Source organism: Paraglaciecola sp. L1A13 (genome assembly GCF_009796745.1).
Classification (GTDB): domain Bacteria; phylum Pseudomonadota; class Gammaproteobacteria; order Enterobacterales; family Alteromonadaceae; genus Paraglaciecola.
In genome coordinates this window covers 960,772-986,189 of sequence record NZ_CP047024.1, presented here as the reverse complement: position 1 = coordinate 986,189, position 25,418 = coordinate 960,772, and the positions used below count along the sequence as shown (strand labels likewise).

The following is a 25,418-nucleotide window of genomic DNA, read 5'->3' as shown; positions in this document are numbered from 1 at the left end:
CTTACTGAATGTTTTGAGACTGGCGAATAACTTGCCCTGCAAGGGTCTTAGATGCCTGGTGTTGAGCAATCACTATCTGCCCATTGAGCAACAACCATTCAACCCCTTCACTAAGCACTTCTGGATGCAGATAATCGGCTTTGGGCTTAAAACGATTTTCATCAAAAATAACGATGTCAGCAATACTACCTACCTTTAGGGTGCCACGATTAAGCAAACCAAAAGTCGTCGCCGGAACGGTGCTGCTTTGTGCAATAAATTGTTGAATACTCAACAACGATTCTTGTTTAACATAGGTCGCAAATTTTTTCGGAAAGGTTGCATATTTACGCGGATGTCCAGTGCTACCGTCTGAAGAAGTCATAACCCAAGGTTGCACCATAAAAGCATTGATATCTTGCTCAGACATATTGAAACTTGCCACTCTTGCATTACCCTCGATAATGATTTTACGTGCCGCATCTATGGGAGAAATCTGCCATAACTCAGCGACCTGCTGTAAATTTTTGCCTCTGATATCAGGACGTTTAGGGTCACTAATTAACAAGGATTCAGCACCGCCACGACGGCGTAAATTTTCCTGCATCGCCACTTTAAGTTCTGGCCATGTCGTTTCATCTTCCATTCTGGCTAGATAGGTTTGTGCATTCCCCGCCATGACTTCCCGTGGTACCAAACTACCGGCAATACTCGTACCTGAGGCTTTCCAAGGGTACTGGTCGGCACTAACATCGACGCCATTTTGGCGAGCTTCGTTAATCATCGCAATAACCTCGGTACTTTGCCCCCACACATCCACACCAAGGGCTTTTATATGGGCTATATGAACCGGAATATGGGCTTGTTCACCTATAGTGATCACTTCTTGAATGGCGGCCAATAAACCAATACTGTAGCTGCTTTCGTCACGAATATGACTGTCATAAACACCATGATAACTGGCGGCAACTTTGGCCAGCTCTACCACTTCATTGAGATTAGCGTAATTGCCCGGGACATAGTACAAGCCCGTTGACAGCCCAAGTGCTCCGGCCTGCATGGCTTGCTCAACCAAGGTTTTCATTTGCACAAGTTCGTTATCGCTGGCGGGGCGATTTTCCTTACCCATCACAGCTTTACGCACTGAACCATGCCCAATATACAGGGCCACATTAGTGCCGATGCCCTGCGCTTCATATTCAGCAAATTTACCAGCCACATCAACCGGGCCTCCCCCATCAACACTACAGAAAACGGTGGTCACCCCCTGTGTGGTGTAGTTAAGGTTAAGGTTACTTTGGTCTTTACCAAAATCGTTACAGGCGTGGGTATGGGTGTCAATAAAACCAGGAGCAACGATGTTATCGCCCGCATCAATACGCTGTTGGGCCGTCATATTCTCAGGTAATTTGGGACCAACAAACACGATGTTCCCTTGATCAATACCTATAACACCTTCAATAGGTGCGCTATCGCCCCCCTGGTAGATGTGTTTAGCGGTAATTAATGTATCGATAGTTTGCTGAGGCTGACTGCAACCAATGAGGCTTGATGCAAACGCGAACAAAACTGCTGAGGCAGCTTTAGAATAATTTTTATGCATTTTAGGGCTACCATTTAAAAAAGAAGAAGGGCGACATTGTCGCCCTGTTTTATTTTAGCTAACGATATTAATCAAAGTTCATGCTTAAGCTCAGGTACACATAACGACCTTCTGCATTATGCAAGCTTGCTTCGTAACCATAGGTTTCATCGGCTAATGGCGGGGTTTTATCGAACATATTGCGCACACCTAAACGTACCCGAGTATTTTCGAAGGTACCTTGGTCAAACGTATATTGACCGTAAATACTAAAGGTCGTCCAACTGTCGACTAACCAGAAATCGCCGGTGTCATTTTGTACTGCGCCGGTATCATAAAATTCACCAACATATTTACCGTACAGTCCCGCTCCCCAGTTTTGGTAATCCCATGTCAGGGTTCCACTGGCTTGCCATTCTGGTCTGCCATCCATTTGAACCAAATCACCTACATCATCTAGGGTTAAACCTAGTGCAGCTAATTGTGCAGATTCACTATCAACAGCTTGAAAGGCTTTAATGATTTTAGCGGCGTTAACTTTAAACTTGAAGTTACCTAAGGCGGTATCTCTCAACTTATAATATGCACCTAAATCTAGTCCGGATGTTTCACGTGAGTCTAGGTTTTCAAACAGCCCTATCACTTCAACCATATCACCTACAGGGGCTAGACCTGAGCCTTCAAAAAAGGCGATATCATCACTCGTTGCTTCAGCACGAATGACATTCGGATTGCTGCCGCCATTTAAACGCTGATAGTAATCTAAGTCGGCGATGTTCTGATAAGAGCGGATACCCACTAGATCTTCTTGCTTAATATGCCAGTAATCAGCAGTAAAGGTCAGATTTTCAACAAACGTAGGGGTATATACCAAACCCAAACCATAGTTATAATCTTTTTCTGGTTTTAAATTTGGGTTGCCTAGACGTATATTTGAAACACTGTCACTGCTGCTGCATTCACTAAAACTATCGACATTACCCTTATTGATGTCAGCCTGACAACGATAAAAGTCGGTTGGATAGTTCACACGTGACGTTACAGCTGTATGCAACTGTTCAAGGTTTGGCGCTCTAAATCCTTCCGCATAAGACCCACGAATTTGCAGACTTTCAACGGGATACCAGCTTAATACCGCCTTAGGTTTAAACACATCTCCTACGTCATTATACCGTTCATAACGGCCAGCAATTTGGAAGTTCAATTGGTTAACAAAAGGAATATCCATATCCGGACTAACTAAAGGCCCAGCCATCTCGACAAATGCAGATAAAATATTGCGTGAGCCATCTGAATTAGGTTGTGCGCTTGAACCCATTACATCCGAATCATAAGTAATACCAGTCACGCTATTGGTATACATCACCGTACCATTTAAGCGGTCATCATAATCATTTTCAAAGTTTTCATAACGCCATTCTGTCCCTACTGCTAAACCTACGTTACCTGCCGGTAAAGCGAATAGTTTTGCGTTAGACATTTTAAAATCAACTAACCCTAAGGCTGTTTCACCGGTGCGTTCAACATCAATTTTAAAACTATCAATGGTGTCTTGAGAATTACAGCTAGCACCACAAAAAGTGTTGTAGGCGCTGGCGTCTTGGCGATTCACTGCGTCTTGAAACAAGCTCAAGCTAATACGATTAGCTGTGCTATCAACGGTTTTCGCTGCAGAATACAATGCCGCGCTATCCCAATCCCAGTCTCCCTTGATCCCGCGCGCACCGCCCAACAGACGGTAAGAGGTATTTTTTACGTTGATGGCACGAGGCCCCGCGTCTAAAGAGCGGTAGGCATCGATAGTAATATCCAATCCTTCAACTGGTATATCGTAACCCGCGAGGCGGTTAACACCACTTCCTAGAGGGTTCCAATAGGCCGAATTTGCAATGGTAACGGGGGCAGAGGTCAAAGTGGCGGTCTCTGCCCGTTGTGAATTAGATTCAGCACGGTAATAACCTAACTCGCCATAAAGCTCAGTATCATTGCCCAAGTCGTGATTGAGGAAAATAAACGAATTAAGACGCTCTGTTTCAGGTAAGAATGTGCGCGCAGAGTTGGTATTGTATCCCTGAGTAGCTTTGGTAATACTGCCACTGTCGATACATAAACCATTTTCAAGTACACACTGTTGATTAGCGTCTGTGCCATCTAGTTGTTCGACGTGAAAACGCCCTGCTGAAGAGGTTAAGCCATCAACAGCCTGACTGGCGTCAAAACGTCCCCATTGGGTAGTAGTAGATGTATTTTGGAAATTAGTGTCCCCTTCCCATCGAGTACCCTCTAAAAACCGTGTTAGGTCTGAGTTCGAAGAACGGTCAAATTCTGAGGCCATCACTTCTGACCCATGGTAGTAATTTACCGATACGGTGACGTTAGTCATACCTTCGTTTAAATCCCAACCTGCCAAAGCATTAAGATTAACTTTTTCACGGCTGGTATTTTCTGCCTGTCCGTATTGCGCGTCAAAGCGAAATCCTGAAAAGTCTTGGCGCATTTCTGTATTTACAACACCTGCAACAGCATCTGAACCGTAAATAGCCGCTGCGCCATCATGCAATATTTCAACGCGGCCTATGCCAAGTACTGGAATTGAGTTGATGTTAACGGTGGTCACTGGTACTGAGTTTTCAGTCTGTGAACCCGGATGCTGAACTAGACGGCGGCCATTTAATAAGGTCAGCGTGTTACCTGTGCCTATGCTGCGTAAGTTAATAGAGGCCACATCTCCCCGCGATTGGTAAACACCGCTAACAACATCGTTACCGTTAAAATTTACACTACCATTACTGGGAATAGAGGCAAATAACTCAATACCAGAGGTAGCACCAATAGCATCAATATCGCTAGCATCGATTAAAGTAACAGGTAACGACCCAGTTACATCAGAACCTTTAATGCTAGAACCAACGACGACAATTTGTTCGAGATCTTTTTCGGCGGCTATTTTTTTACGTTCAATTGCGCGCTCAAGTTCTGCTTTACTATCCGCTTCTTCAACTGAACTTCGCATATCTTGAGCAGCTTGCGCTGACAAAGATATGACTCCAAACGAAACTAATATAGCCATGCTGAGCTTATTTAGACGATGATGTTTTGTGTGTAACATTGGCATGCCGCTCCTGTGTTTCCTGACTTCCTGATTTCAGTACGCTTATGTGCACCGATAATTATTGTTATATCCAGTATTACACTCGCAAAAAAATACCCCATAGCACAATTGATAAAACAGTCATAAACCATAACCTTGGGTTATGGAACAAAGGAATCGTCGCCATCAATAAGCTTCAAGAGAAGTGTAAGCCGCTAATAAATATAAATAAATTAGTCATTTTTAGGAATAAACGGTCATAAACCGATATGCTTTAAAATCAAGGGTTGGTAAATTGATTGAAAGTTTTTTACCTTGGCCCTGTTTCCCGTCAGTATTCTGCACAAGCCACGGAATGTGGCAAAACCAGAAACTTCGCCAATCCCATTTCACGTCGCAAATACCTCATAGCGCTGCCTAAGCTGCAGCTGAACACGCAAAAAAAATCGCAGGAACTGGCTGCTCAAAGGAACGTTATCACCTAACGAGGTCGTAACAGTAAAAGCGAGGGAGGCTAGTAGATTTGCTGTTAATAACGATTTGATCAATTAAGTTCATAGCAACAACCGAGTGTAAAACAGTCTTACCTGAGGCTTATTGCACATATTTTACTATCAATACATAACCTAAGGTTATGGGTGTTTAGCGCTTTATTAAGTTACTCGACTTTAGTGCCGTGCTAGCCTGCTTATAGTCGAAATTAGCTTAATCTGATTATGCATTACAATAAACTCGCGCTTTATTTGTTTTTTTTATCCTTGCTCGCTGCATTCTATATTAATGTCGAAATCGATCCTCGCTGGCAAGAACAACAGTACATCTACCAAACCTATGAAAACCAAAACGATGAGTTGGTTTACAAACTCAATCAAAAAGAGATTTCAGTTGGACCTGTCGTTGATTATCGCGATTCTCCGCTGCGGCAAACTGCTTTGGTCAGTAAGGGTAAACCCGCTTTAGATCAACAATGGGTTAAGATGCCCGATGAACGTTTAGTGATACTTAAACCTAGCTTTCATTATGGAATCTGGTCCTTGTTACCTGCTTTTATAGCCATCTCATTATGTTTGCTTACCAAAGAGCCAATTACTGCCTTATTGGGCGGCACGATTGTAGGTGCGATTGTATTAGGGCGATACGATATTACTGACAAAGTATTATTGCCTAGTATCAGCTCAGATGGCGCAGCTACCATCGTACTACTGTATCTGTGGCTACTCGGTGGGCTGATGGGCGTTTGGTCTAAAACTGGCGCAGCGCAAGCATTCGCCGATTATATGACAACGCATTTTGTGCGCGGCCCACGCTCGGCAAAGTTGGTGACCTGGTTGCTTGGCGTGATCTTTTTCCAAGGCGGCACCATTAGTACCGTATTGGTTGGCACGACCGTTAAACCTATGGCCGACAAGGCGAAGGTCAGTCATGAAGAGATGAGTTATATCGTCGATTCAACCGCTTCACCGATCGCATCGGTATTGGCGTTTAATGCTTGGCCTGCCTACATCCAATCTCTTATATTTGTCCCTGGCGTGGCATTTTTAGCCACAGAGCCAGATAGGATCCGCTTTTTCTTTAGCAGTATTCCTTTTAGTTTTTATGGGATCATTGCAGTACTGGGCACTCTATTGCTGTGTTTTAACATTACCTGGCATTGTGGACGTCGAATTCAACAAGCCAGACTACGCGCTATGCACACAGGAAAATTAGACGCTGATGGCTCTAAGCCCCTAGATGGTAAAGAATTGCATAAACCAGATGTACCAGCACATTACACTCCTAAGGTTTATGAATTTGTGCTGCCATTAGTCACGCTTATTGGCATTGCGATTACTACGTTTATCATCACCGGTTCACCAAAAGTAAACTGGGCTTTTGCCACAGCACTTTGCCTTTCATGTGGCATAGCATTAGTCAAAGGCATGAGTTTAGACGAGTTAATTTCTGGTATAGGCAATGGATTTAAATCTGTCGTAGTGGCGTCTGTGTTACTTATTCTGGCTATTACCGTCGGGGGCATTAACAAAGAAATCGGGGGTGCCTTATATTTAATTGAATTAATAGGGCAACAATTACCTTTTTGGACGCTGCCGGTTATTTTACAATTGTTAACCATGATTATTGCATTTTCCACGGGCACAAGTTGGGGCACGTATGCCATTGCGTTTCCTTTGGCAATGCCACTGGCTTGGGCAATTGGCTCAGCTCAGGGTGTTGCCCATCCCGAAATTTATATGGCGATATGTTTCGCGGCGGTACTTAATGGTAGTGTGTACGGAGACCAGTGTTCACCTATCTCTGATACGACGATACTAAGCGCGATGACCACAGGCTGCGATCTTATGGATCATGTTAAATCTCAGTTGGTTCCTGCATCGATAGCCGCCCTCTGCGCAGGGATATTATGGACCCTGTCAGCCTTTTTCCTCGCCTAGAGATTTTATTGTTATGCGACTCAGACAAATCGAAGTATTCCACGCTATTTATACGACCGGCTCTATTACCAATGCGGCTAATTTATTGTATGTGTCTCAGCCTTCGGTCAGTAAAGTATTAGCCCATGCTGAGCTGCAGTTAGGCTTTATGTTATTTAACCGCACCAAAGGTAAATTAATCCCCACAACTGAAGCCAATTTATTGTTTAAAGAAGTAGACATTATATATAAGCAGCTCAATTCAATTAAAAAAATGTCTGCAAACATTAAGCAAAGCGAACATGGTTTGATTGAAATTGCGGTCACGCCCGCTTTGGGTTTTCAGATTATTCCCAATACGTTAGCCAAATTCAAAGCCAAGCATGCCAATGTGTCCATTAAATTCAAAACCATGCACAATGACGAAGCTCTGCAATCACTTTTGGAACATAAATGTGATGCGGCAATCCTTTACGCTTCTCCTAGTTTACCCAGTGTGAAAGAAGTCAGACTAGGCAAAAGTGAGATGGTCGTCTGTTACCCCAATGCTGTTTTTAGTGAGCAACCTAAGACTCTGACGCTAGAGGCTTTGGCCAATCAAGAATTGATTGGCATATGGGACAGTGGCCCCTTAGGTGCGCTAGTGTGGGAAAGACTCATCGCCAATGATATCCAAATTAACAGCACCTATCAGGTAGATACGTATTATATCGCCACTAAATTTGTCGACAAAAATCTGGGATGTTGTACGGTGGATTATTATACCGCCTATGGCAACCAAACTGAGAATTTTAGCATCGCCTCGTTATCGCCTCCTATAGAATTTGATATCAAAGCTCTGTATCTTGAAAGCCGTCCTCTTTCGCGAATTTGTTCAACATTTTTACAGTATGTTAAACAGGAAATGACAGATTCCGTAATTGCGCCTTAAGGTGATCTTAACCCTGTAACGTGCAGGCTTCTATCTTGCACTTGTTGGTTGCACCATGTTGTAGCTAACACCCACGTTGAACGCCCCACGACCAGAGCGATGAAAATTGTCCTTGATGAAGTAGAATCAATTGTTAAGAAAATGCACAATAAAGGAGTTTGGCGAGGAAAATTACCGTTTGATAAGTGCATGAAGTCGGTTTGATATCAAAATTGAACAATCTATTAAATGGTCGAAGTAACTGCGAAAATATACAGCATGCCCCTAAATTCCAACTCCACTACAGCTAACTAAATTTTATAATCAACAGCGAAATGATAAACCTTCTGAGGTAGAAACCTCCAGAGTTATGTTACATGACCAACAAACAAGCGTCTGCGTTAGTCGGGGTGGCACCCATGAATCGAGAAAGTGGACGCTATAAAGGGCTGCGGAAAATCCAAAGAGGCAGGCATCAAGACAGGACTGTTTTGTAAATGGCCATGATGTCAGCAATACAAAGTAATCCCGTATTTAAGGACACATTTCAACGAATAGTCGCAGCAGGTAAACCTAAGAAAGTGGCTATTATCACGTGCATTAGAAAGATGGTTGTCATCTTAAATTCAATGCTGAGAGATGGGGGCATGTGGGAAGCGCCAAAGGCTACAAATTAGCTATTGACGCCATAGTCTCTTGTTAGAAAGACGCTTTACGCACAGATGCATCAAGTTTGTTTTTTATGAAACGAGTCAAATAAGGCGATTTTTCTAAGAGAGTTACAATTGATGGGGATATAAAGTAATAGACCTTAATAAACACTCTACCTAGGAATTTAGTCTTAAGAACTGTATCTCTGTAGTGTCGATAAAAAAGAACTTCAGGTGCATCAAAGTCTCCATAGACCGATGTGGCTATAAAGCAACCAGAGAAATCTTTGACTGTAGCCCCACAAAATGGACAAAGCGACTTGCGAGGTTTGGGGTCTCCAAATGCTCCCCGATCATGGATAAGCTTAGGGTATATTTTTTTGTTACACGAAGGACAGACAACTCGATCATCTTTTCTCTGTTCGGAATTTTCTGATGACGTAAGTATCTTTAGCTGCGCAGCATAAGGTCCTTTTTTTCCTTTCCGTGACTCAAACTCTACTATATCTCCGTTATTAGGCAAGTCTGCACCAATAACCTCTCTTACTCCTAAGAAATGCTCAGTTCCATCATCTGCTACAACAAAACCGAATCCTTTTTCTTTAGAGAAAAATTTTATCTTACCTCTCATTTTTACTCCATACTATGATTTAAATTGTCTTTCTAACGTCCCAAGCAGCGGAATAAGGGAACGCTTCGGCGCAGCCAGTGAGTAGTTTTCCGATGACTTGGCTTGTTAGGTTTGTGCCTGTCATATCTGGTTTCTTTTGTACGCATAAAAATAAATAGCTATAAATGGCATTGAAACGTCTAAGTTAGTCACAAGAAATAACCTTTCACTCGCTCGTATGTTATCTCTTTAGGCTTTACATCTTATGTTTTCTAAACATGTTCAGCTCTTCTAATTTAATATCGCTTTAAAGGGATTAACAGGACTCTCATGTTAAGTTAATTATTGAAAATAAGGTACTTAGTTGATGAAAGCCCACTTGGATGTGGGCTTTTTTATTGAGTTTCTAAATAAACATTGTCACTTTTAATTTGACTTCATATGTGACTAATCTAGTGTGCGAGTGTAGCTCATTTTAGTAAATGTGATTTCGCTCGTATCGAAGTACTCAGCATAAAAATCAGCGTAATCATCATCTGCATCTCCGCTGACTAACTTTTCACCTGTTTCTGGGTTTTGAGCTTGTTGGTAGTTACCAAATTTGAAGTATGACTCTGAAGAATCATCGACTGAAATAGGGTCGAGTGACATACCGTTTATTGTTACAGTCACTACACCGTGATCGTTTATTTCTTCAAATTCAAAGCTCTCACCTGAACGTATCGTTGTGAGTAAATGTTTTGTTTCTCCATCGCTATCAGGGTCTGCTAAACGAATATACACATCAAATACACCATTCATGGCAACACTGTCAGACTCTGTTCCATCTGGCGCGTTTTCAAAGCCACCTTCATCTAAATCAGCAATATATAATTTAGTAATAGTTGCCGTATCTGCAGCATGATGTTGCGCTACAATTGTTTTCGCGCCGTCATCTAGCGTAGCTGTTATGGTTGCTTTAAATTCTTCGTATACTTCTGTCATACCTACGCGATATTCACCATTGGACTTAATTTTAAGCTCATGTCTCCAGCCGTTACCATTCTCTGTAACATGCTGTGCAGCAAGTGCATCAAAGGTCATTTCGATAGGTGACAATGAAATAATATGGTCTTCTTCACCAAGTTCACCAGATTCTGCTTCATAGACTTCAGAGTACTCTTCGCACGAGGCATTGTATAAAATTCGCCCGGTTTCCTCACACTCATTACCGTAGGCTGTATCGATAGTTCCATCTTCTGTTTCATAAATTTCCAACCAATTAATATTGAAATTAGAACCCGTCACTAGGATTTTTAATGTGCTAGAGCCAGCGCTTAATTGACCTAAATCGATTGATTTAGTTGCCCAAGACTGCCATCCACCGGTATTACCAACATCGATTTCATCACCAACTTGTGAACCATCAACTTGTACAATAAAACTACCAGTAGTTCTTGGTGATGCGACCCGAGCATCCAAGGTATAGGAAGCAGTGCTGGGAATATCGATATTATATTCTAGCCATTCGTCAGCAACAATCCAGCCAACATTGTAGCCGCCGCCTGTATCAGCAGTTGTTTGCACATCCACGCTGTCAGTCGTGTATTGGCCGCCTTTATTTGCAGAGGTTGTATCGTAGTAATTGTCGTAGTCTTCTGCCTGAATTAGGCCTGGAATACTAGTTTCTGAGCCTGAACCAGTACCTGGTTCTGTCTCACCTGTGGATATTAAAGTGAAATCATCAAAACGACCTTCATCATTGTAATATTTACCAAACATTGCACCAGATGTTGTGGTGCCAGAATTAAAGCTAACAGTAACTTTATTCCAATCATCAGACGTGGATTTAGTTGATTCTGTTGATGTTCCTAGGTTAATTCCAATTTCTCCACTGCCTTCGACGTAAGCTGTGAGTATGTAATCAGTGTTTGCAGTTAACGAGACAGTTTGCTCAACACGCCCGCCTGAGCCTGTTATTTTAGCTGACTTAGATCCGCTGTATGAATTGCTTGAAATAGCTGATGGATCATCATCATTCCACCCATCAAAGCCATCTTCGAAACCTGAGTTATCTATACTAACCGATTCTGCATGGGCGCTAAGAGCGCAGGCCATTGAAAGTGCCGTAGTTAAAGCTAAATATAAAGAGGTCTTACGAATGTTAAAATTCATGCGTTATTTTTCCCAATTATTATTTTGGTATACAAATTAAATTCACCATCTCCGTTCGAAAAAACTATCTCCATTATTTATTGGTAAATTAAATTGGTATTACCAATTACCAGAAGTGGAAGGAAATAATTAACCATAAGGGTAATAAAATCAACCAATTATTTTAACACTTTATGTATATAGTTACCTATTTATACACTATATTTTCGTTTCATGTAATTTCTGGCTAAATTAATCGTTTAAAATCAATATCTTAATTTAACCCTGGTGGGGGTGAAATGTTAACATTTCATATCCAATTTATTTACATTGGTTTGCCGTGCTGGTTAGGTCGTTTCTTTAGAGAGTGCTTTTATTCGTGCGTGTTTTTAATATTTTAAGAGTTACCAATTTATACTGATTGGTAACTGATGCGTGATTGGGTAGTCAGCGATTATGGATATGTAAGAGTATCTAGGGTTAGAATCTGTAGATCCCCACGAAATCATAGATGAGCTTTAGGCTCACTTATGAGGGGGGCAATGTTGTTTGTGCCGTACCCAATGCTGTTTTAGTAATTTGAGATATTTATCTTTGTACGCTCATAAACCTTTAAATTGGTTTGGTTTTTTTAAAATGGGTGCCTAGGTAAATTCGCTTGAAATAATCAGATAAGTAAGAAAGGTGCAAATTATGGCTGTGGATTGATTCAACTCAGCGGTAAAGACCGAACCAAGTCCTGTTCCCCTCTCTCTCAGTCATAACACTACAGCCCACAGAACTCGAGTGGTTGAGTTCGTATAACGTAAATGTATCAGCGTAAAAGCAACAAATATGCGAACCCTCATTCAAGCTGATGAAGAGTTTCACCTGTGTCTATTAGAATTATGCGGAAATGTTCGCTTGAAGCAGGTGGTTCTTCAATTCTGGGGGCAAGCTCATAGAGTTCGCTATTTTACACTTGAACTGCGTAATAAGCCCACAGATTCAACAGCTGATCATATTGCTGTAGTTGAAGCTATTAGAGCTGGCGATGCGAAAAGAGCAGGAGAAATTCATAGCTTACACCGCCAGAAAGGTAAGCAAAATCTACTCGGTATTATCGAAAAATATCGCTTTGATCAGCTGTAGTGGTGTTAACCCCCCTTAATTGAATAAATCCTACTTAGTCTGACGATCGTCTACGAGCGAGAGGCAGGCACAAGTAACTAGCTGCTAGCTAATAGTCAAAAGCGTTTGAACCACTAAGCACACAGAAAAAAGAACTCTGAAATTATAAATAACCATAGGTGTATGTGTTATTTAGCTTAGTTATTGGAGCATTCACTATATCCATAGACCACTTTGAGCGGTCTGGAGTCAATCAGTTCCAACGCCTTCAACCGCAAATTCAATGATTTTACTTAATCAGTCGAACCCAATTGCAAAGCAATGTCGACGGTTAAATATCCTCAAGGGCAACATAATCAAAGTCAAATCCAAAACAGCGGGGAGAAACAACTTTAAGGGCTTCTTCTGAGCGATAAAACTGAGGACAGCCAACCGCAAATACTGCCACTCTTTGGCCATAGCGCAGTCGTTCAGCATTAATTGGCGTTGAGGTTTCATAGTCAACTATAACAATTAAATCTGGCACACTGGTGACAACCTTTTCTCCTTTGCGAGCAAGCAAATATTCATTTTTAATGCTAACACTCAAGGGTGAATCACTGCTGTCAAAAGATTCAATTGTGGCTTCACCAATGTCATAACCGCCAACAATTCGGGTAGCTTTGTCAATGACCTTTCCGGTATAGATTAAGCGACATTCACCATAAATTGAGTCTTTGAAAAGGGCCTGCAATGGCGCAAGCATTTCTGTCGCTAAGCCACGATTTTCACGCAAGGTCTGTCCAAGTTTAATGGAGAACAACAAAGTGCCCGGAATGATGGAATCTTTAAGTTCACGTCCGGTCATCGGATGCTCAGCAGTGGTAATCATGCCACCCGCCGCCATCGCTAGGCTGCGAATGTGTCGTTCATAAACTTCTGTGCTGTTAGTGGAGAAGGTTGCAATATTACCCGCATAATCATAGGCAAGCGCAGGGGTGGGTTTAACACCAGCAATGGCATAACTCATCATCTGGGCTTCAGGCAACGCTCTGCCCATACCATCACCATCAATAACAGGAAGGCCTCTTCCTACTGCTGCCACTAAAGGAATTAATGAATTTCCTCCGCCAATTTCAAAAGAAGCCACTGCATCGACTGTTTTTCCAACGTGTTTTTCAAATGCGGCTAATGTATTGGCAGCGTCCTCTACTGAAGGCAACAATTCTAGGCTCACCGTTGGTGCTCCTACTGAACCAATGGCAACCACATAAGCATCATCGTTTAGTTCAGAAGGGTCGATGACCTCAACTGGCCCAAATTGTTTGATAGCTTGTTCCGCTATTAAGCGTGGTACATAAGGGTCGCCGCCGCCACCGGTTGCCAAAAAAACCGAACCCAATGCTAAATCGTCTAAATGTTTAAGTTCAATTTTCATATTGTGGACTCCTGTGTATTGTCAGATGAGTTAGCAGACGAACTGGCCAATTCACCAATCACTTTTACACGAATACAGGTGCTAGATTCATCCATATAGGGAACGGGGGTTTCTTCGATATCAACCGTGCGCAAGGTTTCTGCTGCTGCCCCTGCATCAATAGCGCGTTGCATAGCATCTTTGGTGACTTGTTTAATTGCTTCTTCGCGAGCTAAGGTGCGGTAAGACACCATTTGCTCGGCTTCTCCGCCGATTTGTGCAATGGCAGCCCCTATCGCATTTGCGACACCAGCATGTTCGGGTCGATGGATTTCTGAAGCCGCGTTTAATCCATCGGTAACCAGTATTGCACCGCCGCCTACCAGTATAACGGGCATTGATTTTCCACCAGGCTTCATCATGTCAATATTTTTATCAAGCATGGCATGTAAGGTTGCTTTTGCCTTGCGGATGGTTTCAGCCGATATATGTGCGACTTTTGATTTGTCGCCAACGTCTGCACCGCCACTGGCCACCAAAATGTCGGTAGTGGTTAGGGTTTTGCCACCAAACACCAAACCTTCTGTTACTAATCGATGACCTACTGAACGCGGCCCAATTGAGGAACCGTCGGCTGAAACAATACTGCCACCACCCAAGCCAATCGCCAATATATCGGGCATTCTAAAGTTAGTGCGTACGCCACCAACTTTAATGATCACATTGGATTCCCGCGGGAAGCCATTTTGCAACACGCCTATATCAGATGTGGTGCCACCAATATCCACCACTATGGCGTCTTTCAAGCCAGTTAATTTATAGGCTCCACGTAATGAATTGGTGGGGCCAGAAGCAAAGGTCAGAGCCGGAAAGGAACGCACAAAGTCAGCACTCATCAAGGTGCCATCATTTTGGCTGATATAGACAGGGCAGTGTAAGTCGCGTTTTTTTAATGCACCTAAAAACGAGCTAACGACTTTGTCGGCAAAAGGCAGCAAAGTGGTATTAAGAATGGCCGCATTTTCCCGTTCCATTAAACCTAAACGACCAAAACTATGAGATAGGGTGATTTTGGCATCTGGAATGGCTTGGCGTATTTTAGCCGCAACTTGTTCTTCTGGTGCTGAATTAATTGGTGAAAATGCTGAGGCAATGGCAATATTTTTAACCCCGCTTTTAAGCATGCTGTTAATCATATTAGTGATTTCAACTTCATCTATGTCAGCTAACGACCAACCGTCATATAAGTAGCCGCCATGCAGCATGAAGCATTCACTATCAAGTGCATCTTTGAGATCTTGTGGCCAATCCAGCATAGGAGGCATGCCGTTACCTGATGGTAAACCAATGCGCACCGCTGCCACTTGGGCCAGTTCACGACGTTCAATAATGGCATTGGTAAACTGAGTGGTGCCGATCATCACGGTTTCAATCTTATCTTGTGAAATGCCACTTTCGCCTAAAATAACGTCCAGCGCATTGGTGATCCCCGAAATAACATCTGCGGAGGTAAGCGCTTTGGTCGATACCAATACGTTATCACCTTGCATAATCACTGCATCTGTATGCGTGCCGCCTACATCTATTCCAATTCTCATTGTGTTTTACCTCTAGCTCTTTATGCGATGACTGGAACGACGTTCATTCCAAGAAAGGGTTGTGTAGATAATGCCAGCAAGAATAATGGCATCGATAGCTGCTATTCCGGATGGTGAGGAAATCAGACTTTCAGTACTTAAAATGGCGAAAACGGCGCTCAACAACCAAGCAATAAATCCTTTAGGTGCAAAAGTGCGATTATCGCTAAGGGACTCGATGTTATAGGCGTGAGGACGGATAAACAGATAGTCGCTGATGATGATCCCTGCAACCGGCACAAAAATAATCGACAGATAAAAGATAAAGGTAATAAAGTTGTCGAGCAGATTTAATAAGGCCACAAAAATACCCACTAAACCTAAACAAATGGTCACTAAGGTTGCATTTAATTTGGGAAAAGTAGCAGTGGTGCTCAGCACAGCGCTGTATAGATTTAGGGAGTTCAGTACCCAAGAGCCGGCAATAACAATGATAGAGGCACCTAGACCGAGGCCAAGATCAATCATGATATCCAATATGTCTGTTTTGCCTGAAGCGGCACCAGCTAAGCCCGCAGCGCCCATAACCAAAAGTTGCACTACAACATAAGCAATAAAAGCGATGTAAATGGCACTGGACCAGTGTTTAACAAAACGGGTGATGTCTGGCAAAATGATAGCGCCAATAATAATCGCACCCACTACCGCTGAAATACCCTGACCAAGGGAAAAAGTTGCGACTTTTTCAGTCGCCATTATTTGTGAAAATGAATGTTCGCTCAGCGCAGAATAAGCCAATAAAAACGTTACCCCCGCGAGTATGGGTACCATTATTGTTGCCAACCAATTAATCGCTTTAAAACCGATAACTGTGGTGAGTGTCATACAAAAACTGGCAATAATGGCCAAGGTTAAAGGTGCGACCTTGATTTCAAAGACATCCAAGGCTAGACGGGAAACTGCATCACCGAACAAGTTTATATTGACCCCAAACCAGCCAAGCAACGAAATAGCAAAAGCAATATTAACTATGCTTGCGCCTTTGTCGCCAAAGGCTATTCGCACCAGCAAATAGGAACTCATGCGGGTTTTTGCGCCAATCACACCCATCACACCACCGATAGCAAATATAATCAGTGAACCAATGACCAAGGCCAAAAGTGCCTGTATGGGTTCGAGCGCCTGATGGATTTCAAGACCCGTAATAAATGTGGGTAATGAAAAGGCCACCATTGCTCCAACGGCTGCCACTCTGGGCCAAGGTACTAACTGGGCATTGGTGATTTTTACTGCAGAAAACTCATTTAGTTCCTGTTTCATAGACCTAACTCCACTAACAGTCGTGGGTTTAATAACAAGCTACTGAGCAATGAGTACCGATACGAGCACAGCCAATTAAAAGTCATAATTAACCTGAACACCAAAGCTAGAGCCAATATTCGGGAAACGTCCAAGTGACACCACGCTATTACCTAACAGCACTAAATCTTCTACTTGGCGTTCATCAGTTAAGTTGTCTGCAAAGGCCGTTACCGACCAAGCCTCGGCTTCAATGGTAGCTCTGAGATTAATCATGGTTCGTTTGGAAGATTGAATATCGGCAAAATCAAAGCTGAATATTCTAGGACCTGTGTGGTTCACATCGGCGCGTAGGATTAAATCCAACTCAGATGACAGCGCATATTCATACTCGGCAACCAAATTGAGGTTGTAATCAGCCACATGGGGTAACGAATAGCCAATTAAATCAGGGCGTTCAGAAAATGCTTGAATGTCAGAGTCAATTATCCCGCCATTCGCCATCAAGGTTAAATTATCACTCGCCTGTACAGAAAGCTCAAACTCAATACCTTGGGTTCTGACATCATCAACTGAGATGTTTTCTAAAGTAAAGGTTGTCCCATTAAAGCGGGTAACCTGCGCATTTTCCTGATCGATTCTAAACAAAGCGAAATTAAAGGTGCCGTTGCCATTTAATATGCTAGTTTTCAAGCCTACTTCAAAGCTATCAGAAATTTCTTTATCAAAAGTGCGATTAATGTCTGGGTGGGGTTCGTTAAACCCGCCGCTACGAAAACCACGTGAATAACCACTATAGATAAGTGTGTTATTATTCATTTGATAGGCCACTGAAAATTTGGGCTGTAGCTCTGAAAAGGTTTTTTGCTCAAAGGTCTCTTCAACAAAGCGCGAGTCAAAAGATTCTCTATCGTCGGTGTCATAACGAACTGCCGCCGTCACTTCGATCTGCTCAGTTACATCATAGTTTAGCTGTGTTGATAAAGCCCAAGCGCTGCTGCTGTTATCATCCAATATGCTAAATGCAATTAGGCTGTCATCAAAATCAGAGCGGGTCATCGGCTGATTGCCGACCAAATCGTCATAGTTATGATATTCACTGTCTCGTGAGCGTTCCTGCTTAAAGGCTGCGACTGCCCAGCGCAATCGTGTATCGTCGTTCGACTTTAGGCGCGCTTCAAAGGTGGTCGACTTCACTTTTAAAATGTTTTCCTGCGCGCTTGCATAGTAAAAACCGTCAAAGTCACTTTCTTTATTGGAATAATCGGCATCAGAAAAACCGTTTTGATCTGATTCACTGTGACCTGCTATTAATTCAAGAGTAGATGCTTCAAATTCGTGGGAGAATCGTGCGCTAAATTCGCTAAGGTCGCGAGTATCTAAACCTGGTACGTTGTGTTCAACTTGAATTGAAAAATCTTCAACAGTATTGGCGTCGACCGCTTGGTAATATCCAATGCCTGATTCTGTATCAGTCAAACGTGCATTTAAATCAAGGATAGAATCATCTGAAATATCGATGCTCAGTTTGCCAAACACCGAGTTTTCTTCATGAAAATCGACGCTTTGATTTAAAAATGTATTATCAAGTTGCCCATCGTAATCACGTCGGTACGCTCCGACTCTAAAGTAGGCTTTATCTTCAACCACAGCACCAGACGCGACACCAGATAAGCGCATATCGTTACCACTGGCAAAAGACGTACTGACCCGCGCTTCAAAATCGTTAGTAGGTCTGCGAGTGGTAATATTAACCGCACCACCTATAGCACCGCGTCCATAAAGTGCACCTTGAGCGCCACGCAGTATTTCGATTCTTTCAATATCGAATAACTGTTGATTCATAAATTCCAAATCAGAGGCAGTAATGCCATCCACCACAAAGGCTAAAGGCGCATCACCTACCTGAGGAGTGATTAAACCGCGGATTTGGATTCGAGCTAAACCCGGACGAAAATTGTCTAATTGGCTTAAATTGGGGGTCAGATCAGCAACATCACGAAAACTCTTAATACCAGCACGTTCAATTTGTTCGGCATTAAATGAGGTGATGGACTCTGGGATCTCTTGGAGGCTCTCAGCTCGTCCGCGAGCAGTGACAACTATTTTTTCGAAGGTTTTATCGAGTGATTCTTCGGCGGCGACAAGCTGTGAATTAGCAACAAACAGTAAAGTGCTTGGCACAATCAAGGCAGTCGTGATTTTATTTAGACGCTTAGACATTGTGTTGATTCCCGTATAGATGTTCAATTAGCAATTTTTGTTTTAGTTTGATGCTGTAGTATATTACCAGCCAACAAAAACATTCTGTTGAAGAAACAGCTGACACACGGATAATCTTTATTTCTTAGCTGTTCTCACAAAATAATCGTTTTTTAACTTCAATGGCCATTAAATGAGCATTAAAAAAAGCATCAAACTTGATCGGATTAATAAAAAGATAATAACCATAGTTCATACCCAATCTGATATTTCCAATCAAGAACTAAGCGAACGTGTGGGTTTATCAAACAGTGCCTGTTTTCAGAGAACTAAAGCGCTTAAAGAAGCTGGCTATTTTATCGGTTTTCACACCGACCTTGATTTAAATCGTATCGCTAAAAATGTCTTGGCTTATGTAGAATTCACCCTTGAAGCAAATAATCCAAAGGCTAGAAAAGTCTTTGAGGATGCCATAAATGTCATCCCAGAATTTATGGACTGCCTGAGGATTACCGGCGATGTGGATTATATTTGCTTTACCTGTTGCTCTGACACCCAAGCCCTCAATGAACTTTGCGATGCAGTGAATGGCAATCCTGATTTGGGCATACAAAAAGTTAAGACACGCATTATATTAGAACGCGCCAAGTGGTACCTGGGCTATCCGCTACAAAAGTTGGAGTGGTTGAAGTAAGGCTCAAGAAAACTCAAGGTATTTGAGACTGTGACCATTATTTGACCACTGAATACTAAGCTGAATGTAGGCGAGAAAATATAAATATTGCTTGCGAATTGAATTTGACCGTTAACCTGCGATTTGACTATAAGATGTTTTCGCACGAATCAGAAATCATACCGACACTACCCCTTGGTAATTACATTACTCCAGATAATATTTAATGCTAGCGTCCGTATTTTTATCTAAATACTCTCTCCATCGTTAATTTCAAAGCCCAGATCGATATACGCATCGATAACTTGCAGGCCATTTATGCGAGACAGCAGTTGCTGGGCAGCGACTTGACCAATCTTAAATCTCGGCGTGATCACACTTGCCAGCTTAGGAGAATAAAGCTGTCCCATTTCATGGCTGTGAATTAGAGAAATGCGTTGTAAAGACCGAACCTCGTCTTGATCCTCTATCAATTACCAAAAAGGGCCCTACGTTTCCGTAGAGCCCTTTTTAGTATTTGGCGGAGAGAGAGGGATTCCCCTCCATATCTCTACAAGGCACAGAACCCATGGTCTTGAGTTTATATGACGATAATGTGACAGAGTTTTGTGGCAGAGTAAAGCTAAAAACTCTGTCACATTATCAACTCGACAGTTTGTGCATATTCCGGTGATTGTGAACACCCATTCCAATCTGATCGTCCCCGCATTGGGCTAGTCTGTTTTGTACCCTAAGTGTTCACGTTAAGTCAATTCAGAGCGTATTTTTCGCATAGATTCTCCGTTTAAATTAATGCGATGCGCGTTTTGCATCAGCCTTTATAATATGGCATCAGCAAGCGTATTATCGCCGATGGATTGATACCTTTGGCCAGTCGTCAATTGACTGATGATCACCGTGGAAGTGCTGCCATCTCTATCATTCATTATTTCAATTAGGTCGTTGCGTTGTGCAGATTTAAGCGGCTCTAGTCCCCAGTCATCCAGTATTAACATGTCGATTTTAACGAGTAGATTTAGCGCTTTAGTGTAAGTGCCATCGGCCTTGGCTTGTGTCAACGTTATCATCGGGCGAGAGCTACGATAATATCTGGCACTGTAGCCTTTGGTGCAGGCGGGGGTGTGCGGCATCGCACGCTAAGTATGTTTTACCGCTACCACAAAGGCCAGTGAGTAATAGGTTTTGATGTTTGCTTACCCATTCACAGTTAGTAATGATGCCATTTGAGTTTGCTGAGCGCCTCGTGGCTGGCTGTAATCAATATATTGGGCATTGGCATGTATTTTCAGTTTGGCGGCTTTCAATAGCCTTTTTTGTTTACGTATTTCACGCTCGTGTTGTTCGCTTTGCAGTTAGAGTGCGCTTGCCATGCCGTTGAGTTTCAGTTGACGCAGTTGGCTTAAGGTTTGATTTATCATGTAATCGTCCTGTTAGAGGAAGCTTTATGGGCCATGGATGTTTTCGTGAACTTGTGCAAGGTAGAGGTGATTTCAGACGCATCTTGATGCAATTTATCTTTATTGCTTTTAAGATGTCTTTGATTTTTTTAAGTCAGTATAGCTTGTGCTGATTGGCAATAACGCAGGCTTTATCATAGCGACTGTGCGGATACTTCTTGCCTAGATTCAACATACCTAAACAGACTCTAAGCGCCTGCTCCTTGCAGGACTTACGTTGGGACTGGGCTTCAACCCAATCAAGACTGGCAGGGCCAACGTTTTTAGCCCAGATCACCAGTTTAGCTTTATCCCATTTATGGTAAACCTCATGTTGTTTGGTCATGTGTGCAGGTGTGGTGGTCATGCCGTAGCGATATTGTCTGCGTGGTTTGCCACTAAAATGCCACGGAAGTAGAGTTCAATCATGTTGAATTTAGCGTGCAGATCAATGCGCTCTCCGACCAAGTGATGAGGGACTGAGTAGAAGTGGCCATCGTATTGCACGTGGTAATCAATATTCACTTTTACAGGCTTGATATCAGTGTATTCATACGCATGCCTGGGTAACGGGCTTAGGTTGGGTTTATCAATGATCTCGTACCAGTGTTTTCGACTCCCTTTTAGATATTTTGACTGGCGATTACTCACGTCTTCAAGCAGGGCTTTAATCGTTTGGTTAAGCTCTGCTAACGAGAAGAAGGTGATGTTTCATATGCGCGCTAATATCCAGCGCTCAATGATTTGCACGCTAACTTCGGCCTTGGGTTTGTAGGGTATCGCTGGAATAATCGCCACGCCATAATGCGCCGCCATTTTCTGATAGGTTTGATTGACATCGGGGTCGTATTTACATGCACGTATGTCACCACTTTTTAAGTTGTCAGGCACGACTATTTGCGGGACCCCGCTTAAAAGCGAGATGCAACTCGCATGGCTTTGCACCTAATCGGGTAAGGCTTTTGTGTTAGTGGCTTCTGCGTAGGTGTAATTAGATGCGCCCATCACCGCGACGAATATCTGCGCGGTTCGCACCACCCCTGCAGTGCTGCTGACAATGGGCACTGTTTGCCCTGCATAATCCACAAACAGCTTTTCTCCCGCAATATGTGATGCATAGAGCGCCTTTGCTTATTACTCCAGACTGAATAATGGTAGCAATACTGATAGTAACCAAAGCTTCGTGTAGGATATTGCTCGGCATAATCCTCCCAAGCTAGGTATTTGGTCATACCTGGCTTCGTTAGCTCCCAACGCGCTTCTACCCAGTCAGGTATTTCACGCTGATCAGCCCTTTAGGGTAAAAAAAAGTCGGCTAAACCGCGCTCATCCAGTGCTTCTACAGCAGGCCAATCAAGTCCTAGCACTTGCGCGTTTTTCACTGTTATAGACATCAAGCCTACGCTTATTCGCAGACTTCGGTTGATTTGACGAATGCTGAGGTCAGATTACAGCTTCAGCCTCAATATATCTCTTAATTTACGCATTGATAATCTGTGTGCTGGCATAACCTGCTCCTTAAGCAAACGGAAATAAGTTAGCAGTTACAAAATCAAAGCAGGGAAAGTCATTCCGTCTGAAAATGAACACTCATTACGGTGATACCCAAAAAGTGTTCACGTTGGGGCCGGATTCAGTATTCACGTTGGGCTGGAATATGCACCAAAAATTATCGGTAATAAAACGCTTACCCAACGATAATTTTTTTCATCATCGCAACGTTAATTCTGCAACTAAAAAAACGAAACAACTGAGCTGTGTTTTTGTCCCAAAAAGAAAGTTTTGGAAACCAGTCTGAAAAGATCCTGATCTGATTTACCGCGAAACCAAATACCACATTATATGGCGTTACCGAGATTAGAAAAGATGTGTTACCCAGATGCGTTACTGAGATTTGGAAACTGGCGTTACCTAGATAAAAACAATCTGATGTAACGTAGGGAGGAGTCTCAAAACAAAATTAATCGATATCTGGAGAACACCCTATTCATTGGGCTAAAACGCAACTCGGAATGAAAATATCATTTTTTGTCAAAAACACAAAAAAAAGCGTAACTGTAACGAAGTTTGACGGATCGCGAACATGCGTTTTCACTTACGGGCAGACTAAGAACGGACGTCACCAAACAGCAAAAGCTTTGAAGAAAAGCATTATTATTTCAATCCTAGCTTGGAGATTTAGTCCGTTATTTTTCAATACAGTCTTGCTATTCCATCCCCTGACAATACTCGCTTTTAACGTTTATTAAGCTTATATAATGGAGAAATTTCAGCTGATTATGACATTTAATATCATTAATTTAATCGTGAAACTGGCGTTCATATAGCAACATTTATCAATGGAACAGAGCATTTATTAAAAGCTATCTTCGGCCGATCAGCTCAAAATAATTGTAGCAAATAAGACAAAAGCAGGAGGAAAATACAAGCAATACATTGATCTTCCCCTAACTTTGTAGACACTTTTTACTTAGAAACTGAAGTAAGGTAAAAAGTGTTATGAATAAAAAATATCCCGATGAATTTAAACAAGAAGCCGTTCGCCAAGTGGTTTAAAAAGGCTATTCTGTACCTGACGTTTCTAAACGCTTAGGTATATCAGATAAGTCACTCTATTACTGGGTGAGTAAAGTAAAAGTACCCGCTAGCCAATCGGCAGAGCAAGATGAAATTCGCAAACTTAAAGCTGAAGTTAAGCACCTGACAGAAGAGCGTAACATCTTAAAGGAGGCCGCCGTGTACTTTGCAAGCGAGTCAAAGAAAGGTACACGTTCATAAAATCCCGACTCCATGTTTATCGTGTCAGTACCATGTGCCGTGTGCCGTGTGCCGTGTGTTAAACGTTCATCGTAGTGGATTTTACGCCTGGTCGAAGCAATCATTATCAAAAAGTGCACAGGACAATGAGCGCTTGCTTGAACGCATCAAAGAAAGTTATGTGCAAAGTGGGGCTGTTTATGGCAGCCCTAGGATCACGCATGATCTTAGGCGACAAGGTGAAAGGTGTGGTGTGAATCGTGTTGCTAAGTTGATGAAGCAGGCCAAGCTCAAAGCTAATATTGGCTATAAGCGACGTTACTTCAAGTCTTCTACGCCTCATATTGCAGCAGATAACCATCTACAACAGCAATTTGTTGTGAGCGAGCCTGATACCGCTTGGGTATCAGATATAACGTACATCAAAACCTATGAAGGCTGGCTGTATTTGGCCGTGGTGTTGGACTTGTTCTCACGAAAGGTTATTGGTTGGTCGATGCAACCTACCATGACATCAGATATCGTGATTAAAGCGTTACTGATGGCGATATGGAGACGACCTGCGGTATCTGAGGTGATAGTACACAGTGATCAGTGCAGTCAATATGCCAGCGGTGACTATTTAGACTTTTTAAGTGTTCATAATCTGATACCCAGCATGAGCCGCCGAGGCCATTGTTTAGATAATGCGGTTGCAGAAAGTTTTTTTCACTCACTTAAAACGGAGCGAGTGAAACGAAAAGTGTACGTGAACCGAAGTGAAGCCAAAGCGGATTTGTTCGATTACATTGAGGTGTTTTACAATCGAACTCGACTGCATAGCCACCTTGGACATGTGCCCCCAGATGAATATGAAAATACATATTCACAGGCAAGTTAAGTGTCTACGAAACTGGGGGAAGATCATACGTTCGTTCAATAACAATTGGGAAGTCACCTATTCTGATGGAGGCTCTTCTTACGGACTACGTCACTTTATATTTGACGTTACCCGCTGCTCAAATTGCTGTGAAATTATACTTGGAGTGCAAGATATCCCTTTATTGAAAACTGCCACAAAAGTACCGTTTTGGAAACGCAGATTACACAAACGAAAAGATATATATTATTTACCTCACCCAACATCAGATGTGTACTTAGAACTGTTTGAACATAGCACCAATGCAGACGATAAAATGAGTTACGCCCTAAGTGCCTATCGCTTGTTTAATCAAATTCATCACCTAGAAAATAAAAATACTCAACCAAGTGAAATTACGCTTCGCCAATATCTTAAAGCTACAGAACATATTTTGGCATCGCCACCCAAGTACCACATGCCAGAGTACGACTTGCTCTGTGCCGACATCTATCGCCTACAAGGCCAGTTTGACAAGGCACTACAAACCTATAGAAATGTTAATGAAGAGAAATACCTTCATATCGTTGAGCAAGGAGTGGTATGGGTCTCAAACAAGCAAAGGCTGTTAATGATAATAAGAGCGAAGACCCATGATTACGAAGACAAATCTAGGTCAATCGTTGCAACCTAAAAAAACAAGATATTTTGCAATAGAGAATAAATATTTCAACTTGCTTAACTGAAATAGCTTACTGGATATA

General features: G+C 42.5%; 19 protein-coding genes and 3 pseudogenes. 7 read left to right on the top strand and 15 right to left on the bottom strand.

The window, feature by feature from the left end; all coding sequences use genetic code 11:
- Position 1 precedes the first annotated feature (1 nt).
- Together GQR89_RS04020 and GQR89_RS04015 are read right to left on the bottom strand one after the other, a co-directional pair.
- On the bottom strand, positions 2 to 1,582 hold the full coding sequence (locus GQR89_RS04020; RefSeq protein ID WP_158768872.1) for an amidohydrolase family protein: 1,581 nt from the start codon (positions 1,580 to 1,582) through the stop codon (positions 2 to 4).
- A gap of 67 nt (positions 1,583 to 1,649) precedes the next feature.
- Positions 1,650 to 4,676 carry a TonB-dependent receptor domain-containing protein gene (locus GQR89_RS04015; protein WP_158768871.1) on the bottom strand — a complete coding sequence of 1,009 codons (3,027 nt, stop codon included), beginning with the start codon at positions 4,674 to 4,676 and terminating at the stop codon, positions 1,650 to 1,652.
- A gap of 692 nt (positions 4,677 to 5,368) precedes the next feature.
- Between GQR89_RS04015 and GQR89_RS04010 the strand changes: the two genes are divergently transcribed.
- The 3 genes and pseudogenes from GQR89_RS04010 to GQR89_RS04000 form a co-directional block, all read left to right on the top strand.
- Positions 5,369 to 7,084, top strand: coding sequence for a Na+/H+ antiporter NhaC family protein (locus GQR89_RS04010; protein WP_158768870.1), 1,716 nt, complete (start codon positions 5,369 to 5,371; stop codon positions 7,082 to 7,084).
- A 13-nt stretch (positions 7,085 to 7,097) separates the two neighbouring features.
- Positions 7,098 to 7,994, top strand: a complete 897-nt coding sequence (locus GQR89_RS04005; RefSeq protein ID WP_158768869.1) for a LysR family transcriptional regulator — start codon at positions 7,098 to 7,100, stop codon at positions 7,992 to 7,994.
- 341 nt (positions 7,995 to 8,335) lie between these two features.
- Positions 8,336 to 8,650: pseudogene (locus tag GQR89_RS04000) on the top strand (transposase); the annotation flags it as partial.
- A gap of 22 nt (positions 8,651 to 8,672) precedes the next feature.
- Here GQR89_RS04000 and GQR89_RS03995 read toward each other — a convergent pair.
- Together GQR89_RS03995 and GQR89_RS03990 are read right to left on the bottom strand one after the other, a co-directional pair.
- The gene (locus tag GQR89_RS03995) at positions 8,673 to 9,254 is read right to left on the bottom strand and encodes a cold-shock protein (RefSeq protein ID WP_158768868.1); all 582 of its coding nucleotides are present in this window, start codon (positions 9,252 to 9,254) and stop codon (positions 8,673 to 8,675) included.
- 426 nt (positions 9,255 to 9,680) lie between these two features.
- Entirely contained in the window at positions 9,681 to 11,387 is a 1,707-nt protein-coding gene (locus tag GQR89_RS03990; protein WP_158768867.1) for a carbohydrate-binding protein, read from the bottom strand.
- Between the two features lie 813 nt (positions 11,388 to 12,200).
- On the opposite strand from GQR89_RS03990, the gene GQR89_RS03985 reads away from it, so the two are divergent.
- Positions 12,201 to 12,497 (top strand): FCD domain-containing protein, encoded by a 297-nt coding sequence (locus tag GQR89_RS03985; RefSeq protein WP_158768866.1) that lies wholly within the window; start codon positions 12,201 to 12,203, stop codon positions 12,495 to 12,497.
- 310 nt (positions 12,498 to 12,807) lie between these two features.
- Here GQR89_RS03985 and GQR89_RS03980 read toward each other — a convergent pair whose 3' ends face one another.
- The 4 genes from GQR89_RS03980 to GQR89_RS03965 all read right to left on the bottom strand — a co-directional run bounded on the left by GQR89_RS03980 (position 12,808) and on the right by GQR89_RS03965 (position 18,971).
- Complete coding sequence (locus GQR89_RS03980) at positions 12,808 to 13,893, bottom strand: DUF917 domain-containing protein (RefSeq protein WP_158768865.1); 1,086 nt, start codon at positions 13,891 to 13,893, stop codon at positions 12,808 to 12,810.
- A complete protein-coding gene (locus GQR89_RS03975) occupies positions 13,890 to 15,470 on the bottom strand; it encodes a hydantoinase/oxoprolinase family protein (RefSeq protein WP_158768864.1) in 1,581 nt (526 codons plus the stop codon). The genes GQR89_RS03980 and GQR89_RS03975 overlap by 4 nt, the downstream gene beginning before the upstream one ends.
- Before the next feature lie 12 nt (positions 15,471 to 15,482).
- The gene (locus GQR89_RS03970; RefSeq protein WP_158768863.1) at positions 15,483 to 16,769 is read right to left on the bottom strand and encodes a cytosine permease; all 1,287 of its coding nucleotides are present in this window, start codon (positions 16,767 to 16,769) and stop codon (positions 15,483 to 15,485) included.
- A gap of 75 nt (positions 16,770 to 16,844) precedes the next feature.
- A complete protein-coding gene (locus GQR89_RS03965) occupies positions 16,845 to 18,971 on the bottom strand; it encodes a TonB-dependent receptor (protein ID WP_158768862.1) in 2,127 nt (708 codons plus the stop codon).
- 172 nt (positions 18,972 to 19,143) lie between these two features.
- Here GQR89_RS03965 and GQR89_RS03960 point away from each other — a divergent pair, with 172 nt between their 5' ends.
- On the top strand, positions 19,144 to 19,644 hold the full coding sequence (locus tag GQR89_RS03960) for an Lrp/AsnC family transcriptional regulator (RefSeq protein ID WP_158768861.1): 501 nt from the start codon (positions 19,144 to 19,146) through the stop codon (positions 19,642 to 19,644).
- Positions 19,645 to 19,871: 227 nt separating this feature from the next.
- Here GQR89_RS03960 and GQR89_RS03955 read toward each other — a convergent pair whose 3' ends face one another.
- The 7 genes and pseudogenes from GQR89_RS03955 to GQR89_RS21270 all read right to left on the bottom strand — a co-directional run bounded on the left by GQR89_RS03955 (position 19,872) and on the right by GQR89_RS21270 (position 22,145).
- Positions 19,872 to 20,096 carry a hypothetical protein gene (locus tag GQR89_RS03955; RefSeq protein ID WP_158768860.1) on the bottom strand — a complete coding sequence of 75 codons (225 nt, stop codon included), beginning with the start codon at positions 20,094 to 20,096 and terminating at the stop codon, positions 19,872 to 19,874.
- A gap of 345 nt (positions 20,097 to 20,441) precedes the next feature.
- Positions 20,442 to 20,753 carry an ATP-binding protein gene (locus tag GQR89_RS21660; protein WP_304611189.1) on the bottom strand — a complete coding sequence of 104 codons (312 nt, stop codon included), beginning with the start codon at positions 20,751 to 20,753 and terminating at the stop codon, positions 20,442 to 20,444.
- Positions 20,701 to 20,927, bottom strand: a pseudogene (locus GQR89_RS21655) (ATP-binding protein). The gene GQR89_RS21660 and the pseudogene GQR89_RS21655 overlap by 53 nt, the downstream one beginning before the upstream one ends.
- Before the next feature lie 247 nt (positions 20,928 to 21,174).
- Entirely contained in the window at positions 21,175 to 21,405 is a 231-nt protein-coding gene (locus tag GQR89_RS21285; RefSeq protein WP_199271371.1) for a hypothetical protein, read from the bottom strand.
- A 17-nt stretch (positions 21,406 to 21,422) separates the two neighbouring features.
- Complete coding sequence (locus GQR89_RS21280; RefSeq protein WP_199271370.1) at positions 21,423 to 21,710, bottom strand: hypothetical protein; 288 nt, start codon at positions 21,708 to 21,710, stop codon at positions 21,423 to 21,425.
- Between the two features lie 60 nt (positions 21,711 to 21,770).
- Positions 21,771 to 21,950, bottom strand: coding sequence for a hypothetical protein (locus tag GQR89_RS21275; protein ID WP_199271369.1), 180 nt, complete (start codon positions 21,948 to 21,950; stop codon positions 21,771 to 21,773).
- A gap of 54 nt (positions 21,951 to 22,004) precedes the next feature.
- Entirely contained in the window at positions 22,005 to 22,145 is a 141-nt protein-coding gene (locus GQR89_RS21270) for a hypothetical protein (protein ID WP_199271368.1), read from the bottom strand.
- Between the two features lie 1,413 nt (positions 22,146 to 23,558).
- On the opposite strand from GQR89_RS21270, the pseudogene GQR89_RS03940 reads away from it, so the two are divergent.
- Both GQR89_RS03940 and GQR89_RS03935 read left to right on the top strand, forming a co-directional pair.
- A pseudogene (locus GQR89_RS03940) lies at positions 23,559 to 24,696 on the top strand (IS3 family transposase).
- Positions 24,668 to 25,348, top strand: coding sequence for a hypothetical protein (locus GQR89_RS03935; protein WP_158768859.1), 681 nt, complete (start codon positions 24,668 to 24,670; stop codon positions 25,346 to 25,348). The pseudogene GQR89_RS03940 and the gene GQR89_RS03935 overlap by 29 nt, the downstream one beginning before the upstream one ends.
- The last annotated feature ends 70 nt before the right edge of the window (positions 25,349 to 25,418 follow it).